This is a genomic window from Janthinobacterium kumbetense (genome assembly GCF_023703445.1).
GTDB lineage: Bacteria > Pseudomonadota > Gammaproteobacteria > Burkholderiales > Burkholderiaceae_D > Janthinobacterium > Janthinobacterium kumbetense.
In genome coordinates this window covers 141,063-159,087 of record NZ_JAMQGR010000010.1, presented here as the reverse complement: position 1 = coordinate 159,087, position 18,025 = coordinate 141,063, and the positions used below count along the sequence as shown (strand labels likewise).

At 60.9% G+C, this 18,025-nt stretch carries 14 protein-coding genes; 9 read left to right on the top strand and 5 right to left on the bottom strand.

The features are described from left to right. Positions 1-53: 53 nt before the first annotated feature. Positions 54-614: an acyloxyacyl hydrolase gene (locus NCG91_RS23185; protein WP_077408864.1), complete on the bottom strand. Its 561-nt coding sequence runs from the start codon at positions 612-614 to the stop codon at positions 54-56. Positions 615-715: 101 nt separating this feature from the next. On the opposite strand from NCG91_RS23185, the gene NCG91_RS23180 reads away from it, so the two are divergent. Next, positions 716-1,618 carry an NAD(P)-dependent oxidoreductase gene (locus tag NCG91_RS23180; RefSeq protein WP_285817213.1) on the top strand — a complete coding sequence of 301 codons (903 nt, stop codon included), beginning with the start codon at positions 716-718 and terminating at the stop codon, positions 1,616-1,618. A gap of 1 nt (position 1,619) precedes the next feature. On the opposite strand, the gene NCG91_RS23175 is transcribed toward NCG91_RS23180, so the two are convergent. Continuing rightward, positions 1,620-2,813: a M20 aminoacylase family protein gene (locus NCG91_RS23175; RefSeq protein WP_251351357.1), complete on the bottom strand. Its 1,194-nt coding sequence runs from the start codon at positions 2,811-2,813 to the stop codon at positions 1,620-1,622. A gap of 207 nt (positions 2,814-3,020) precedes the next feature. Here NCG91_RS23175 and NCG91_RS23170 point away from each other — a divergent pair, with 207 nt between their 5' ends. From NCG91_RS23170 to NCG91_RS23155, 4 genes are all read left to right on the top strand, one after another. After that, a complete protein-coding gene (locus NCG91_RS23170) occupies positions 3,021-5,096 on the top strand; it encodes a molybdopterin-containing oxidoreductase family protein (protein WP_251351356.1) in 2,076 nt (691 codons plus the stop codon). A gap of 2 nt (positions 5,097-5,098) precedes the next feature. Then, positions 5,099-6,148, top strand: coding sequence for an aminopeptidase (locus tag NCG91_RS23165; RefSeq protein WP_180278667.1), 1,050 nt, complete (start codon positions 5,099-5,101; stop codon positions 6,146-6,148). Between the two features lie 276 nt (positions 6,149-6,424). Further along, on the top strand, positions 6,425-8,107 hold the full coding sequence (locus tag NCG91_RS23160; protein ID WP_099666194.1) for a long-chain fatty acid--CoA ligase: 1,683 nt from the start codon (positions 6,425-6,427) through the stop codon (positions 8,105-8,107). Between the two features lie 55 nt (positions 8,108-8,162). Continuing rightward, positions 8,163-9,845, top strand: coding sequence for a long-chain-fatty-acid--CoA ligase (locus tag NCG91_RS23155; RefSeq protein ID WP_251351355.1), 1,683 nt, complete (start codon positions 8,163-8,165; stop codon positions 9,843-9,845). Here NCG91_RS23155 and NCG91_RS23150 read toward each other — a convergent pair. Then, positions 9,842-11,014, bottom strand: coding sequence for an acyltransferase family protein (locus NCG91_RS23150; protein WP_251351354.1), 1,173 nt, complete (start codon positions 11,012-11,014; stop codon positions 9,842-9,844). The genes NCG91_RS23155 and NCG91_RS23150 overlap by 4 nt on opposite strands. A 158-nt stretch (positions 11,015-11,172) precedes the next feature. Here NCG91_RS23150 and NCG91_RS23145 point away from each other — a divergent pair, with 158 nt between their 5' ends. Continuing rightward, positions 11,173-12,039, top strand: coding sequence for a LytTR family DNA-binding domain-containing protein (locus NCG91_RS23145; protein WP_251351353.1), 867 nt, complete (start codon positions 11,173-11,175; stop codon positions 12,037-12,039). Here NCG91_RS23145 and NCG91_RS23140 read toward each other — a convergent pair. After that, positions 12,036-13,628: an alkaline phosphatase D family protein gene (locus NCG91_RS23140; protein WP_251351352.1), complete on the bottom strand. Its 1,593-nt coding sequence runs from the start codon at positions 13,626-13,628 to the stop codon at positions 12,036-12,038. The genes NCG91_RS23145 and NCG91_RS23140 overlap by 4 nt on opposite strands. 42 nt (positions 13,629-13,670) lie before the next feature. Beyond that, positions 13,671-14,111, bottom strand: a complete 441-nt coding sequence (locus tag NCG91_RS23135) for an acyl-CoA thioesterase (protein WP_052139932.1) — start codon at positions 14,109-14,111, stop codon at positions 13,671-13,673. A 61-nt stretch (positions 14,112-14,172) separates the two neighbouring features. Here NCG91_RS23135 and NCG91_RS23130 point away from each other — a divergent pair, with 61 nt between their 5' ends. The 3 genes from NCG91_RS23130 (at position 14,173) to NCG91_RS23120 (ending at position 18,024) form a co-directional block, all read left to right on the top strand. Continuing rightward, a complete protein-coding gene (locus NCG91_RS23130; RefSeq protein WP_077409319.1) occupies positions 14,173-16,023 on the top strand; it encodes an ABCB family ABC transporter ATP-binding protein/permease in 1,851 nt (616 codons plus the stop codon). A 195-nt stretch (positions 16,024-16,218) separates the two neighbouring features. Beyond that, entirely contained in the window at positions 16,219-17,175 is a 957-nt protein-coding gene (locus NCG91_RS23125; RefSeq protein WP_034778971.1) for an amino acid ABC transporter substrate-binding protein, read from the top strand. A gap of 99 nt (positions 17,176-17,274) precedes the next feature. Continuing rightward, positions 17,275-18,024, top strand: coding sequence for an amino acid ABC transporter permease (locus NCG91_RS23120; protein ID WP_077409318.1), 750 nt, complete (start codon positions 17,275-17,277; stop codon positions 18,022-18,024). The last annotated feature ends 1 nt before the right edge of the window (position 18,025 follow it).

The window sequence follows — 18,025 nt, the reverse complement described above, 5'->3', positions numbered from 1 at the left end:
CAGGCGTAAAAAAAGGCACCGCTACGCGGTGCCTTGTTCATTTGTCATAACCATTAAAAATGGTAAGCGACTTTGACGTTCATGTAATTGACGCCGCTATTCGGTTTCTTGTAGCCGCCGTTCGAGAAATGCTGGATCTTCGCAGCGACTTCCCATTTGTTATTGAAGATATAGCCAACGCCGATATGGTCGCCGAACTGGAAGTGGGTCGACAGGCGGTTATCGTCGTTATCGTACAGCTTGGACAGCATGTGTACGCCAATGCCGCCTTCCGCATAGAAGCCCAGCTTGTTCGTGTTTTCAAAGCGGAACACGGGGGTAAAGCCCAGGTCCCACAGCTTTTGATGCTGGCCGGGGACATTGCGATAGCTCTTGCCATCCCAGCCGCCGATGCTGGCATCCCAGTAACCGCTCAGCTGTGTGCCATTCGATACAAACCAGGCCTTATCCCAGTTCGAGGTCACGCCGGCGCGTACCATTTGTACCTTCACGCCTTTGGCATATTCGCCGTAGACGGAGTCGATCAGTTTGTCGTCGGCGGCAAAGCCGGCGTTGGCTGCCATCAGCGCGGCAACAGCGGCGATGGATTTGAGGATATTCTTCTTGAAGGACATAGAGGCTTTCATCGTAAAATTGGCCGTAAGGCTCGTCTTGTTTGCGCAGACACCCAGTTTTGCACAGTGTTCCCGCCACCCGTTTGATTTCAGAGGTTCAATTGACATTCTCTACAAAAATCGCATTTCTCGGTATCGGTCTGATGGGGGATCCGATGGTCCGGTGCCTGCTGCGCGCTGGATATTCTGTCACAATTTGGAATCGCACGCACAGCAAGGCCCAAGTCTTGCGTGAGGCAGGGGCGCAGGCGGCCGTATCCGTGGCTGAGGCGGTCAATGGCGCGGACGTGGTCATCTCGATGCTGGAAGCCGGTCCCATCGTGGCGCAGGTGCTGCAAGAGGCGCTGCCAGCCTTACATGCAGGGGCGCTCTGGGTTGATATGAGTTCCACCAAGCAAGCAGAAGCGCAGCAATTTCATGCCACCTTGCAGGCGGCAGGCCATGCCTTCATCGATGCGCCTGTGTCGGGTGGAGTCGGCGGGGCACAGGCGGGCACCCTGGCCATCATGGCCGGCGCCAGCGCCAGCGATTACGCGCGGGTTGACGTGATTCTGTCGGCCATGGGGCGCCCGACCCTGGTGGGGGCGCCAGGCAGCGGCCAGGTCGCCAAGCTGTGCAATCAGCTGATCGTCGGCGCCACCCTGAATATCGTGGCGGAAGCGTTATTGTTGGCGCAGGCGGCCGGTGCCGATGCGGCCGCCGTGCGGGCAGCGATACGCGGCGGTTTTGCCGAGAGCAAGATTCTGGAGGTGCATGGCCAGCGCATGCTGGAGCGCAATTTTGTTGCCGGTGGACAGGTGAAAAGCCAGATCAAGGATATGCACAACATCCTCGCGGCTGCCGAGGCGGCGCACGTCACCTTGCCGGTGACGCAATTGGTGACGCAGCGCTATGAAACCCTTGCCGCCAGCCACCCGACGGCAGACCACGCGGCTGCCTTGCTGGCCCTGGAAGCGTTGAATCCGGGCCTGCGCCTGGGCACCGGTCCGGATAAGCTGAGCTGATTTACGTGACGGGCAGGCTCGCTTCTGCCAGCTTGACCCAGAAACTGGCGCCGATGGGCAGCAGATTGTCATTGAAGTCGTAGCTGCCATTGTGCAAGACGCACGGACCCAGGCCGTGGCCGCCATCGCGGTGCTCGCCATCGCCATTGCCGATGAAGATATAGCAGCCGGCTTTTTCCTGCAGGAAAAATGCGAAGTCTTCCGCACCCATGGTCGGTTCGACATTCGCGTTGACCTTGTCGGCGCCCACCACGCTTTTCATCACTTCCACGGCAAATGCCGTTTCCTTCGCGTGGTTGACCAGCGGCGGATAGTTGCGCTTGAAGTGGAACTCGACTTCGGCGCCAAAGGCGGCGGCCGTGTGCACGGCGATGTCGCGCATGCGCTCTTCGATCAGGTCCAGCACGGGCGTGGTGAAGGTGCGCACGGTGCCGACCAGGCTGGCGTCGTCGGGAATCACATTGGTGGCGCTGCCCGCATGGATTTGCGTGATCGACAGCACGGCCGTGTCGAGCGGGCTCTTGTTGCGCGTGATGACGGTTTGCCAGCTTTGCGCGATTTGCACGGCCACCATCACAGGGTCGATGCCCTTGTGCGGCTGGGCCGCGTGCGCGCCCTTTCCTTTGACGGTGACGTGGAATTCATTGCTGGACGCCATCATTGGCCCTTCCACCACGCTCAGGGTACCCGCTTCCGCGCCTGGCCAGTTGTGCATGCCGTAGATGGCATCCATGGGAAAGCGTGTAAACAAGCCGTCTTCGATCATTTCGCGCGCGCCGGCGCCGCCTTCTTCCGCCGGCTGGAAGACGAGGTAGACCGTGCCATCGAAGTTGCGGTGTTGCGCCAGGTAATGGGCGGCGCCGAGCAGCATGGCCGTGTGGCCGTCGTGGCCGCAGGCGTGCATCTTGCCCGGATGACGTGAAGCATGCTCGAAGGTATTCATTTCCTGCATCGGCAAGGCATCCATATCGGCACGCAAGCCGATGGCGCGCTTGGACGTGCCATGCTGGATGATGCCGACCACGCCAGTGCGGCCCAGGCCGCGTACCACGGGAATGCCCCATTCCGTCAGTTTGGCGGCGACCACGTCCGAAGTGCGCTGTTCTTCGTAGCACAGCTCGGGATACGCGTGCAGGTCGCGACGGATACCTTGCAGCTCGGATTGAAACGCCAAGATCGGATCAACTAGTTTCATGGGACTCTCCTGTGGATGCTGGCGCGCAGCAATGTATGGCGCGCCGGACCGCGCTTGTTTGATCAAAAACAGGCGCGGCTAATAGTGCATTGTAGCCCTTGTTTGCCGGGTAAATCCAGCGCACGGACGTGCCTGCCACGGCGCCAACAGCAAGCGCGCGGAATGGTTTACAGTATCGCCTTCCCCCAACGTTTTTGGATTGCCCCCATGACCACCACCCAAGTGCGCGCCGCCTGCCCGCTCGACTGCCCCGATACCTGCGCCTTGCTGGTCACCGTGACCGACGGGGTGGCAACAGCCGTCAAGGGCGATCCCGACCACCCGACCACGGCGGGCGTGCTGTGCACCAAGGTGTCGCGCTTCACGGAGCGCACCTACCATGCGGACCGGCTGCTGCATCCGCTGCGCCGCGTGGGCAAGAAGGGGGAAGGCAAGTTCGAGCGCATCAGCTGGGAAGAAGCGCTGCAGACCATCGCGGCCCGCTTGAAACCGATCGCCGCGCGCGATCCGCAGGCGATCTTGCCGTACAGCTACTGCGGCACCATGGGCCTGGTGCAGGGCGAGTCGATGTCGTCGCGTTTCTTCAACCAGCTCGGTGCTTCCTTGCTGGACCGCACCATCTGCGCCTCGGCGGGCGCCACGGGCTACCGCTACACGGTGGGCGCCAGCATCGGCACGGACCTGGAACAGTTCCAGAACGCCAAGTTGATCATCATCTGGGGCGGCAACCCGATCGCCTCGAATTTGCACTTCTGGATGCGCGCGCAGGAAGCCAAGCGCAATGGCGCCACCCTGATCGCCATCGACCCCTACCGTTCGTTGACGGCGGAAAAGTGCCATCAGCACGTCGCGTTGCTGCCGGGGACCGATGCGGCCCTGGCGCTGGGTTTGATGCATGTCTTGATTGTGGAAGATTTGCTCGATCATGATTACATCGAGCGCTACACTGTTGGCTACGAGGCCTTGAAACAGCGGGCCCTGGAATGGCCGCCCGAGCGGGTGGCCGAAGTGTGCGGCATCACGGCCACGGAAGTGGTCGACTTGGCGCGCCTGTACGGCCAGGCCTGCCGCTCCGGCGAGGGCGCCGCCATCCGCGCCAATTACGGCGTGCAGCGCGTGCACGGCGGTGGCATGGCCGTGCGCAATATCGCCTGCCTGCCGGCCCTGACGGGCGCCTGGCGCCATCCGGCCGGCGGCATGCAGCTGTCGAGTTCGGGTTCCTTCCCCATCAACCGCAAGGCCCTGCAGCGCCCCGATTTATTGAAAGGCACGCCGCGCACCATCAATATGAGCACCATCGGCGACGATTTATTGAAAGAAAGTTCCGCCGATTTCGGCCCGCAAGTCGAGGCCGTGATCGTCTACAACTCGAATCCCCTGGCCGTGGCGCCCGATTCCTCGAAAGTGGCGCAGGGCTTTGCCCGCGAAGACTTGTTTACGGTCGTGCTCGAACATTTCCAGACCGATACCGTCGATTACGCCGACATCGTGTTGCCCGCCACCACGCAGCTGGAACACGTCGATACGCATGCCACCTATGGCCATCTGTACATGATGGCGAACAATGCGGCCGTGGCGCCGCTGGGTGAAGCGAAGGCGAATACGGAAATCTTCCGCCTGCTGGCCCAATACATGGGCTTTGATGACCCGTGCTTCCAGGAAAGCGACGATGCGCTGGCGGCCAAGGCATTCGATGCGTCGGATGCGCGCGCCGTGCATTTCGACTGGGAATCGCTGAAGCGCACGGGCTGGCAAAAGCTGGCCATGCCGGAAGCGCCATTTGCCGAGGGGCGTTTCCCCACGCCATCGGGCAAGTGCGAGTTGTATTCGGAAGCCATGGCGCTGGCGGGCCTCGATCCCTTGCCCACGTATATCGCGCCGCACGAATCGCTGGCCAGCAATCCCGCGCTGGCGGCCCGCTATCCGCTGGCCATGATTTCCCCACCGGCGCGCAATTTCCTCAATTCCACTTTCGTGAACGTGAAAAGCCTGCGCGCGGCCGAAGGCGAGCCGCACCTCGATATCCATCCCGACGATGGCGCCGCGCGCGGCATCGTGGCCGGCGACATGGTGCGCATCTTCAATGACCGCGGCAGCTTTGTGGCCAAGGCCAGGGTGACGGACAAGGCACGACGGGGCCTGGTCGTGGGCTTGTCCGTGTGGTGGAAGAAACTCGCCAGCGACGGCAAGAACGCCAACGAAGTGACCAGCCAGCGCCTGACGGACATGGGCCGCGCGCCGACCTTCTACGATACGCTGGTTGAAGTGGAAAAGGCTGCCTGACCATGGCGCGCTGGCCGGCCCGCTTGCTTGTCGGCACGGTGTGCCTGCTGCTGGGCGGCTGCACGCAATTGCGCTACTACACGCAAGCGGCGCAGGGGCAATATGCCCTGTGGTCCGGCGCGCGCCCTATCGGCGACTGGCTCGATGACCCGGCTACCGAGCCGCGCCTGAAAGTGCGCCTGGCTAAGGCGCAGCAAATCCGCCGCTTTGCCGTCAGCGAGCTGGACCTGCCAGACAATGGCAGCTACAAGAACTATGCGGCGCTGCGGCGCCCGTTCGTGCTGTGGAACGTGGTGGCCACGCCGGAATTGTCGCTGCAGCCGCTGCAATGGTGTTTTCCCATTGCCGGCTGCGTCAGCTATCGCGGCTATTACAGCAAGGAGGAGGCGCTCGCGTATGCCGATGAGTTGCGGGCCCAGCATTACGACGTGCAGGTGGGCGGCGTGCCCGCGTATTCTACCCTGGGCTGGTTCGACGATCCCCTGCTGTCGACCTTTATCAATTACAACGATGCGGAGCTGGCGCGCCTGATCTTTCATGAACTGGCGCACCAGGTGGTGTACGTGCCTGGCGACTCGGCCTTCAACGAGTCGTTTGCCAGTGCCGTGGAAGAGGCCGGCGTGCAGCGCTGGCTGGCGCGCGAGGGCAACGACAGCATGCGCACGGCGTATGCCCAGTATGCTGCGCGGCGGCAGGATTTCCTGGCCTTGCTATTGAAATACCGGGGCGAACTGGAGTCCGTGTATGCGAGCGACGCCAGCGATGCGGACAAGCGCGCGCGCAAGGCGCAGGTATTTGCGGCATTGCAAGAAGCGTATCAGGTCCTGAAGAAAAACTGGGGTGGTTTTGCCGGTTACGACCGCTGGTTCGAGCAGCCATTGAGCAATGCGCACCTGGCTTCCGTGTCTACCTACAATGAATTTTTGCCCGCCTTTAAAAAATTGCTGGAAGAAAAAAAGAACTTTCGTGCTTTTTATGCTGCAGTGCACACAATGGCCCAGATCAAGAAGCCTGAGCGCAGGCAGGCGCTGGAACAATTGTCCAGCCCGTGACCCGTAAAGATTGTCCCGGACGTCAAGGCGAACGATCCTGCAACAGCGTATTTATCATGTTGCAGTGCAGCACAAAATACCCCTAGAGTTGCCGCTCGAATACTGTTGAAAGCGCTTGCATGGAAGCCCGGCGCCCGATAGCATCGCATTAGTAGCATAGAGCAATTGCTCGTCAGAATGCTCAAACTGACTGCAGGACGACAGAATCCGCAGCAATGATCCGCGCCGGCAGGGTGCGCCGGCTCCCCCACGATTATTCGAGACAAGAGGCACAGGATGGAAAAAATTTGGCTGAAGTCGTATCCTCCCGGCGTCCCCGCCGACATCGATCCTGATCAATATCGTTCGCTGGTGCATTTGCTGGAAGAAGCGTTTCAGAAATATGCGGATCGCAATGCCTATGTCTGCATGGACAAATTTCTCACCTATGCTGAACTCGACACCTATTCGCGCCAGCTGGGCGCCTGGCTGCAAAGCCGCGGCCTGAAGAAGGGGGCGCGTGTCGCCCTGATGATGCCGAACGTGCTGCAGTATCCGGTGGCGATTGCTGCCGTGCTGCGCGCCGGCTACACGGTGGTCAACGTCAACCCTTTATATACGCCGCGCGAACTCGAGCATCAGCTCAATGATTCGGGCAGCGAAGCCATCATCGTGCTGGAAAACTTTGCCCACACCCTGGAACAGGTGCTGGGCAAGACGGCCGTCAAGCATGTCGTCGTCGCCAGCATGGGCGAAATGCTCGGCGGCTTGAAGGGCATGATCGTCAATTTTGTCGTGCGCAATGTCAAGAAGATGGTGCCCGCGTATTCCTTGCCGAACGCCATGCGCTTCAAGCAGGCGCTGGCGCTGGGCAGCCGCATGAAACTCACGCCCGTCGAGCTGAGCGTCCATGACGCTGCTTTCCTGCAATATACGGGCGGCACGACGGGCGTGTCGAAAGGCGCGACCTTGAGCCACCGCAATGTGATTGCCAATGTGCTGCAGAGCGAAGCGTGGTCCGGCGCGGCGCTCGACCAGAACAGCAAGGAGCAGATGATCGTCGTCTGCGCCTTGCCGCTGTACCATATCTTTGCGCTGACGGCGTGCGCGATGTGGGGCACGCGCGTGGGCGCCCTGAATATCCTGATCCCGAATCCGCGCGATATTCCGGGCTTGATCAAGGAGCTGGGCAAGTACAAATTCAACCTGCTGCCAGCGGTCAATACCTTGTATAACGCGCTGGTGAACCACCCCGACTTTGCCAAGCTCGATTTCTCGGGCTTGAAGATCGCCAATGGCGGCGGCATGGCGGTGCAGCAAGCCGTCAATGACAAGTGGCTGCAAGTGACGGGCGTGTCCATCATCGAAGGCTATGGCTTGTCGGAAACATCGCCCGTCGCCACCTGCAACCGCGCCGACAGCACGGCGTTTTCCGGCACCATCGGCTTGCCCGTGCCCTCGACCGACATCGCCATCCTTGACGATGACGGCAAGGAAGTGCCGCTGGGCCAGACGGGCGAAATCGCCATCCGCGGCCCGCAAGTGATGAGCGGCTACTGGAACCGTCCCGACGAGACGGCCAAGGTGATGACCCCCGATGGCTACTTCAAGTCGGGCGACGTGGGCATCATGGACGAGCGCGGCTACGTGAAGATCGTGGACCGCAAGAAAGACATGATTCTCGTTTCCGGCTTCAATGTGTATCCGAACGAAGTCGAAGCCGTCATCGCGGCCCATCCTGGCGTGCTCGAGTGCGCCTGCGTGGGCGTGCCGGACGAACACTCGGGTGAGGCCGTAAAAGTGTTTGTTGTGCGCAAGGATCCGAACCTGACCCAGGCAGTGCTGGCCGCGTACTGCAAGGAACAATTCACGGGTTACAAGCGGCCGAAATACATCGAGTTCCGCGATGAACTGCCGAAGACCAACGTCGGCAAGATTTTGCGTCGCGCCCTGCGTGACGAAACAAAGATAGCAGCATAAACAGTGTGGGATGCGCCAGGAGGCGCGTCCCTTTTACAGATAAAGATGAGGCGAGATGGACAAGATTTGGTTGAAGTCGTACCCGGACAGCGTTCCCGCAGAGATTGATTGCACGCAATACCGTTCCGTCACGCATTTGCTGGAAGAGTCGTTCCAGAAATATGCGGACCGCAACGCCTTCGTGTGCATGGATAAATTCCTCACCTACCGCGAGCTTGACCAGCTGTCGCAACAGATGGGCGCCTGGCTGCAAAGCAAGGGCCTGCAAGCGGGCGCGCGCGTGGCGATCATGTTGCCGAACGTGTTGCAGTATCCGGTGGCCATGGCGGCGATCTTGCGCGCCGGCTACACCGTGGTGAACGTCAATCCGCTGTACACGCCGCGCGAATTACAGCACCAGCTGATCGATTCGGGCAGCGAAGCGATCATCGTGCTGGAAAACTTCGCCACCACGGTGGAACAGGTATTGCCGCATACCCAGGTCAAGCATGTGATCGTCGCCACCATGGGCGACTTGCTCGGTGGCTTGAAGGGCACCATCGTCAACTTTGTCGTGCGCAAGATCAAGAAAATGGTGCCCGCGTTTTCCTTGCCGGGCGCCATCGGCTTCAACAAGATGCTGGCCGAGGGTGCCCGTTTGACCTTGACGCCGGTGCAGCAGGGACATGACGATATCGTCTTCCTGCAGTACACGGGCGGCACGACGGGCGTGTCGAAAGGCGCGATGTTGTTGCACCGTAACGTGATCGCCAACGTGCTGCAAAACGAGGCGTGGATGTCGCCCGTGATGACCAAGGAAATGCGCGCGACCTCGATGGGCTTCATGTGCGCCTTGCCCCTGTATCACATCTATTCGCTGACGGTCAGCGCCCTGATGGGCATGCGCCTGGGCGGCATGAGCGTGCTGATCCCCAACCCGCGCGACATCCCCGGTTTCGTCAAGGAATTGTCCAAGCACAAGATCGTCGTCTTCCCGGCAGTTAATACTCTATATAACGCGCTGCTGAACAATGCCGACTTCGCCAAGCTCGATTTTTCCAGCTATAAAGTGTGCAATGGCGGCGGCATGGCCTTGCAGCGCAATGTGGCCGAGCGCTGGCTGAAATTGACGGGTTGCCCGCTGATCGAAGGCTATGGCATGTCGGAAACGTCGCCTGTGGTGACGGGTAACCGTGTCGACATCACGGAATTCACGGGCACCATCGGCTTGCCTTTCCCGTCGACGGAAGTGGCGATTTTGAACGACGATGGCGTGGAAGTGCCGCTGGGCGAACCGGGCGAGATCGCCGTACGCGGCCCGCAAGTGATGGCGGGCTACTGGCAGCGTCCGGACGAGACGGCCAAGTCGATGACGGCCGACGGCTATTTCAAGACGGGCGACGTGGGCGTCATGGATGAGCGCGGCTACGTGAAGATCGTGGACCGCAAGAAAGACATGATCATCGTTTCCGGCTTCAATGTGTATCCGAACGAAGTGGAAGACGTGGTTGCGTCGTGCCCGGGCGTGCTGGAATGCGCCTGCATCGGCGTGCCGGATGCCAACTCGGGTGAAGCCGTGAAAGTGTTTGTCGTGCGCAAGGATCCGAACCTGACGGTGGAACAGATCCGCGAGCATTGCAAGCATGAATTGACGGCGTACAAGAAGCCGAAATACATCGAGTTCCGCGATGAATTGCCGAAAACCAATGTCGGCAAGATCTTGCGCCGTCAATTGCGCGACGAAAAGAAAGCGGCTTAACTCGCCGCCAAGGCTGTGTCCGCCGCCACGGCTTGCCGTGGCCGGGCGGGCAAGCCGAAGCAGGGACGCAGCCAGTTCACCTTGCTGATCAGCAGCGAGGTGCCCAGCCAGCAGGCAGCCACCGTGCCTGCCAATATCAGCAGCGGCTCGAGCACGGGGCCCAGCTGCAACGGCACCAGCCAGTAGGCCAGCAGCACGATCGCGCTCTGGTGCAAGATGTACCAGGGAAAGACGGCCTGGCGCGCCCATGGCAGCCAGGCAAACGGTTTGTTCAGCAAGGTGTGCGACCAGCCCAGGATGGCGCAGATGGCCAGCCACATGTACAGGTTGCGCATGGGCCAGGAACCAAACGAGGCCCAGGTCAGCAGGTTTTCCGAAGCCACCAGGTCAAAACCCAGATACACGGCAAACGCGCCGGGCGCCAGCAGCAGCGCCTGCCAGCGCAAGCGGGCCAGTTCCTGCCACACTCCCTTGTCATTGCCCAGCCACCAGCCATACAGATACATGGTGAAATAGATGGCGTGCGCGTACCAATCCTTGAGCAGCGCATGGGTTTCCGGATAGCGCAGCTTCAGGAAGACCGTTGCCGCCAGCGTTGGCAGGGCGGGCAGGACCAGCAGGCGCCAGCCGCGCAGGCCCGCAAACAGCGGTCTTGCCTTGGCCAGCAGCGGCTGCAAGGCCACCAGCACGATGGTGTACAGCAACAGATACACCAGATACCACAGATGGTTCCACGTAAAACTGGTTTTCCAGCCCGTAAATGCGCCGGCCGGCCAGGCGTGGCCGCCAAAGTAATGCAGCAGGAATGGTCCATAGCCAGGCTCGACCAGGCCGTTGCTGACGCCCTCGCAATACGGTTGCACGGGAATCACCACCAGCACGCCAAACAGCAAGGGCAGCAACAGGCGCTTGATCCGGCGCCACAGGAACGCACCGCTGGACGCCTGCGTCATCATGGCGCAGGACACGCCGGAAATGAGGAACACGATTTCCATGCGCCACCGGTTGATAAAGACCATGGGAAAGTTCAATGTTTCCGTCAAGTAAGTACTTTTCATGTGGAAGGCGGCGCCATCCAGGTACAGCATGGCCGTGTGGTAGACGATCAGCAGGCTGAAGACAAGAAAGCGCAAGGCATCGATATCGTAACGGCGGGAATCTGTGGTCATGGTCGTGGGGTCCGTCGGCAAGGGAATGCCCCAGCATAGGCAGGCCGCATGGGGTGAACCAGCGAAAAGTGATCAATCGCGGGCTGTTTGTGACGAGCGGTGGCGCTGGGACGGCTTTGGGACCTTACAATCATGCAACTTATTCACTGTCCGCCGCCATGCGTCTCTCTTCCACCGATTTATTGCAACGATATCAACGCTGGCGCCAGATCGCCGAGCCAGCTTTCTGGATCGTCCTGTATCTGCTGCAAACGTCGCTCAACTGCTGGATCAGCTGGGCCGACCGCGTGCGCGCCGGGCTCGATACGCCCTTCTGGGAAGTGGCCGTGTGGGAGTGGAGCAGCAACCTGGTGCTGCTGGCGCTGGTACCGGTGGTGATCCTGGCTAACCAGTTTCGCCCCTTGCACCTGGTTTTCCAGAGGCAGAACCTGCGCTGGCACCTGGCCGCGTCGCTCGTCTACAGCCTGGTGCATGTGCTGGCCATGGTGGCCTTGCGCAAACTGGCTTACTGGAGCGCCGGCAGCGACTACGATTTCGGTAACTGGTGGCGCGAGTTGCCGTATGAATATGTCAAGGATGTGCGTACTTACTTCTCCATTTTATTGTTCACGGGCTTTTACCAGTTGCTGTTGATGCGCTGGCAAGGCGAGGCGACCCTGCTGGGCGAACCCGACGAAGGGCCTGCCGTGGAACCGGTGCAGCAGCCGGAACGCTTTCTGGTGCGCAAGCTGGGCAAGGATTTTCTGTTGCCGGCCTTTGAAATCGAGTGGATACAGGCGTGGGGCAATTATGTGAATCTGCATGTGCGCGGCCACGACTATCCGCTGCGCTCGACCATGGCGGCCATCGAGCGCCGACTCGACGGCAAGCGCTTCCTGCGCGTGCACCGCAGTTACATCGTCAACCTCGATTTTGTGCGGAGCATCGTGCCGCTGGAGTCGGGCGATGCGCGCGCCGTGCTGTCCACGGGCGGCGAAGTGCCCGTCAGCCGGCGCTACCGCGACGCCTTGAAAAGCATAGGCTAGATGCGTTGCACGCCAGCCTTGCCGTCCTGGACGGTGAAACTGGCCAGTGTCGCGATGGCCGACGCGCTGTCGCGCACATTCTCCAGGCCCTGGAACAGGGCCGTGGTTTTCTCCGGCGTGATGTCCAGCAACATATACCCGCGCTTGTCGCTGCGTCCGTAGCGGATGTGCGGGTTCATCGCCACGTACTGCTCCGTGCGTGCTTGCGGGCGGGAACTCGACGTGATTGAGGTACCGCAAAACTCGGTGGCCAGCACGGGATTATCCTTGCCGGCAGGGCGCATGGCGTTGCGGCTCAGTTCGGTGGCATAAAAGGTGTGCACGTCGCCCGACAGCACCAGCGGGTTGCTGGCCTTGCTGCTGCGCAAGGCGTCGAGCAAGTGCTGGCGCGCCATCGGATAGCCATCCCAGCCATCGGTCCAGATGCGTTCGTCGCCGGGCCGCAGGATGGGCACCTGGCTCGATTGCGCCATCAGGGTTTGCTGGGCCAAAATGTTCCAGCGCGCAGGCGAATTGTCGAGGCCGGCTTGCAGCCAGCGCTGCTGTTCCTCGCCCAGCATCGTGCGGTCGGGCTTGCGCAAGTCGGGACAGTTACGCGTGGTAACGGAATTCGAGCCGCCGCGGCCCGGCTTGGCGCAGGCGTGGTAGGCGCGGTATTGCCGGTCGTCCAGCACGTGAAAGCGCGCCAGGCGGCCCCAGTCATAGCGCTGGTAGATGCGCATGTCGACAAAACCCCGCCGGCCCAGCGGCAGCAGGCGCAGCGGCATGTGTTCATAGAATGCCTGGTAGGCGGCCGCGCGGCGCTGCAAAAAGGCAGGCGTGAGCAATTCGTCGCGGTCATTGCCGTAATCGTTGGCCACTTCATGGTCGTCCCAGGTGACGATCCACGGCGCGGCCAGGTGCGCACCCTGCAAGTCGCGGTCGCTCTTGTATTGTGCGTAGCGGGCGCGGTAGTCGTCCAGAGTAAAACTTTCATGCGTGCGCACGGCCCGGCTCGGGTGCTGCAGCTGGTATGGACCCCATTCGTAGATGTAGTCGCCAAGGAAGGCCACCAGGTCGGGCGCGGCGGCGGCGATGTGCCGGTGCGCCGCGTAGGCGCCGAATTCCCAGTGCTGGCACGAGGCGACGGCCAGTTTCAGCGAAGAAGGCATGGCGCCGGGCTCGGGCGCTGTGCGCGTGCGGCCCACGGGGCTGACGGCGTCGCCCAGCATGAAGCGGTACCAGTACCAGCGTCCGGGCGCCAGGCCGCCCACATCGACGTGCACGCTATGCGCGAGGGCGGGCGTGGCCGTGGCCTGGCCCTTGGCGGCGATGCGCCGGAACGCCTCGTCGTCCGCCACTTCCCAGCGCACGTTCAGGACGATGGCGGGCGTGGCGCTGGCATGCAGCGGGTCGTAGCAGATGCGCGTCCACAGCACGACGGCGTCCGGCAAGGGCGAGCCGGAAGCGACGCCGAGCGCAAACGGGTAGCCGGCGCCATTCAGGCGCGTGGCGGCGCTCGCGCTGGAACCGGACAGCACGCTGCCGGCGGCGGCCAGCGCACCGATGCGGGCGGCGCTCTGCAGGAAGATGCGGCGCTGGCTATCCATGCCGTCTGAAAATAAAACGTGGGATTAATGTAACAGCGACAATCAAGGCGACAGCAAGGTCTCGATCGGCGGCACTTTGCGCGGTTTGCGGTCGGAGTCCGTCGCCACATAGATCAGGGTGGCTTCCGTGACTTTCACGATGCACGCCTGCAGGCGGTTGCGCTCGGCATACACCTCGACATTGACGGTGATCGAGGTATTGCCAACCTTGACGATGTCGGCGTAGAAGGAGAGTAGATCGCCGACGAAGACGGGGTTTTTGAAGACGAAGGAGTTGACGGCGATGGTGGCGACACGGCCGTTGGCGCGCCGCGTGGCCGGCAGGGAACCGGCGATATCGACCTGCGCCATGATCCAGCCGCCGAAGACGTCGCCGTACACATTGGCGTCGGACGGCGCGGGCATCATGCGCAATTCCGGCATTTTTCCGGCGGGCAGGCCGGAGGCGAGGCAGTTGTCGGGGCGGTCGGGGGAGGTGCTCATCTTTTATTCTCATGAAAGGCTACAATTGCCCCGATTGAACCATAAAAAGCCGACCTTCGCCATGCGCCGTTCCCAGACTCCCCCTCCGCCCCGCTCGCCAGCTTCCGCCAGCCACAGCGATTTCGCCACCATCAAGACCTTGCTGCCGTATCTGTGGGTCTACAAATGGCGGGTGCTGCTGGCGCTGCTATGTCTGGTGGGCGCCAAGCTGGCCAACGTGGGCGTGCCCCTGATCCTGAAAAAACTCGTCGACGCGATGACGATCACGGCGGCCCATCCGCAAGCGCTGCTGGTGTTGCCGGTCGGCTTGCTGGTGGCGTATGGCTTGCTGCGCCTGTCGACCACCCTGTTTACGGAGTTGCGCGAATTCCTGTTTGCGCGGGTCACGCAGCGCGCCGTGCGCACCATCGCCCTGCAAGTGTTCCGCCACCTGCACGCCTTGTCCCTGCGTTTCCACCTGAATCGCCAGACGGGCGGCATGACGCGCGATATCGAGCGGGGCACGCGCAGTGTCGGTTCGCTCATTTCTTACACCCTGTTCAACATCCTGCCGACCTTGGTGGAAATCACCCTCGTGCTCGGCTACCTGGTCTTGCACTACGACATCTGGTTCACCGTGATCACGGCCGTGGCGCTGGTGTCCTATATCGCGTTTACCGTGCTGGTGACGAACTGGCGCACGCATTTCCGCCGCACCATGAACGACCTCGATTCGAAGGCAAATACCAAGGCCATCGATTCGCTGATTAACTATGAAACCGTGAAATATTTCGGTAACGAGGATTACGAGGCGAAGCGCTACGACGAGGGCTTGCAGCGCTACGAATCGGCGGCCGTCAAATCGCAGACTTCCTTGTCCTTGCTCAATACGGGTCAGTCGCTGATCATCGCCACGGCCGTGACATTAATTCTCTGGCGCGCCACCGTGGGCGTCATCAACGGCACGATGACTCTGGGCGACCTGGTGCTGGTGAACGCCTTCATGATCCAGCTGTATATTCCCCTCAATTTCCTGGGCGTCATCTATCGTGAAATCAAGCAAAGCCTGGCCGACATGGAACGCCTGTTTTCCTTGCTGAACGAGAACCGCGAAATCGCCGATACGCCGGAAGCCAAACCGCTCGTCACGCGGGGCGCGGCCGTGCGTTTCGCGCATGTGGATTTCAGTTATGAAGCCAAGCGGCAAATCCTGTTCGACGTGGATTTCCAGATTCCCGCCGGCACCACGACGGCCGTGGTGGGGCATAGCGGCTCGGGCAAGTCGACCCTGTCGCGTTTGCTGTTCCGCTTCTATGAAGTCGATGGCGGCGGCATCACCATCGATGGCCAGGATGTGCGCGCCATCACGCAGGATTCCCTGCGCGCAGCCATCGGCATTGTGCCGCAGGATACGGTGCTGTTCAACGACACTATCGAATACAACATCGCCTATGGCAAGCCGGGCGCCAGCAAGGAAGCCATCGTGGCGGCCGCGAAAGCGGCGTCGATCCATGATTTTATTGAAAGCTTGCCAGATGGCTACAATTCCATGGTGGGCGAGCGAGGCCTAAAACTGTCGGGCGGCGAAAAGCAGCGCGTGGCCATCGCCCGCACCTTGCTGAAAGACCCGGCCATCCTGATCTTCGACGAAGCCACCTCGGCGCTCGATTCCAAGGCCGAGCAGGCGATCCAGTCGCAGCTGAAGGACATCGCCAAAAACCGCACCACCCTGGTCATTGCGCACCGCCTGTCGACGGTGGCGGACGCCCAGCAAATCCTGGTGCTCGACCATGGCCGCATCGTCGAGCGGGGCACGCATCCGCAATTGCTGGCGCTCGATGGCCTGTACGCGCAGATGTGGCAACGCCAGCAGGCAAATATGGACGACGAGGCGCAAGAGGACGAGTTGGCGGGGCTGGCGCCGGCAAAATAAATCGGGAAGGCGAAATCAGTAGGAAAAATGCTACAGCCGCGCCGATTCAGGCGCGCGTATAGCGCCTATTTGCGGGCAATCGCAGAAAACGGCTAGTCCAGCGCTGAAAATGAAATAAAATTAATTCTATTGGTGGCGTCTGCACCACAGTTGTTTCGTTCGGAGTCCATCCGGTTTGTCCGCCCAGGAGAATTTATGAAATTGACCAAAATCATCGCCACGCTGCTCAGCGTCGGTGTCATCAGCAGCATGTCGCCAGTCCAGGCTCAGGAATTGACCGGCACCTTGGCCAAGATCAAGAAAGCCGGTTCCGTCACCCTCGGTGTGCGTGACGGTTCCGTTCCCTTCTCCTATCTCGATGACAAGCAGCAATACCAGGGTTATTCGATCGACCTGTGCATGAAAGTCGTCACTGCCCTGCAAAAGCACCTGGGCCTGAGCGAACTGAAAGTGGTGATGAGCCCAGTCACGTCGGCCAATCGCATCCCGCTGATGGCCAACGGCACCATCGACCTCGAATGCGGCTCGACGACGAACAACCTGGAACGCCAGCAGCAGGTGGCATTCGCCCCTACCATGTTCGTCATCGGCAACCGCGTGCTGTCGAAAAAATCCTCGAATATCAAGACCCTGGAAGATTTGCGCGGCAAGACCCTGGTCGCCACGGCCGGCACGTCGACCATCAAGCAGATGACCATCCTGAACAAGGAAAAAAACCTGGGCATGACGATTGCCGTCGGCAAGGACCACCCTGAATCGTTCCTGATGCTGGAAACGGGCCGCGCGGTGGCCGAAGCCAACGACGATATCCTGCTGGCGTCGCAAGTGGCCAACTCGAAAAACCCGAACGACTACGAAATCACCAAGGAAGCGCTGTCGGTCGAGCCGTACGGCATCATGCTGCGCAAGGGCGATCCAGCCTTCAAGAAAGTGGTCGATGACGCGCTGATCCGCCTGTACAAGAGCGACGATATCAACCGCATCTACGCGAAATGGTTTACCTCGCCGATCCCGCCGAAAAACATCAACCTGAAATTCCCCATGCCGCCGCAATTGAAGGCGGTCTTCACGAATCCGACCGATTCGGGCGACCCGGCTGCGTATGCGGCCGTACCGGAAGCGCAGAAGACCTCGGACAAACGGAAAAAATAACAAGAGTGCGTAACAAATCGGGGGGCGCAAGCCTCCCGTTTTATTTACGGGACGGGTGGCGGACAAGCCGCTTTCCTTGAGCTGCATGGAAGGATGATCATGAATTACAACTGGAATTGGCGCATTTTCTGGGAGATTTCTCCCGATGGCGTGGGCACGTACATGGACACCCTGTGGTCCGGCCTCGTCTGGACCCTGGCCACGGCCGGTGCGGCGTGGATCATGGCGCTGATATTGGGCCTGGTGATCGGCACCATCCGCACCCTGCCGAACAAATGGCTGGTGGGCGTGGCCAATGCCTACGTCGAATTGTTCCGCAACGTGCCGCTGCTGGTGCAGATGTTCCTCTGGTATTTCGTCATGCCGGAGCTGCTGCCGCCTGACCTGGGCGCCTGGGTCAAGTCGCTGCCGAATGCGCCGTTCGTCACGGCCGTGCTGTGCCTGGGATTTTTTACGTCCTCGCGCGTGGCCGTGCAGGTAACGACGGGCATCGAGGCGCTGCCGCGCGGGCAAAAACTGGCCGGCACGGCGCTGGGCCTGACGCTGCCGCAAACCTACCGCTTCATTTTGCTGCCGATGGCTGCGCGCGTCATTATGCCGCCGCTGACCAGCGAATTTTTGAACATCATCAAGAACAGTTCCGTGGCGCTGACCATCGGCCTGATCGAACTGACGGCCAGCGCGCGCGCCATCCAGGAGTTTTCCTTCCAGGTGTTCGAGGCGTTTTCGGCCGCCACCATCATCTATGTCGTCGTCAATCTGCTGGTGGTGGTGCTGATGCACCTGATCGAAAAAAAGGTCGCCATCCCGGGCTTCATCGTCGCCGGCGCCAAGACGGGAGGACATTGAT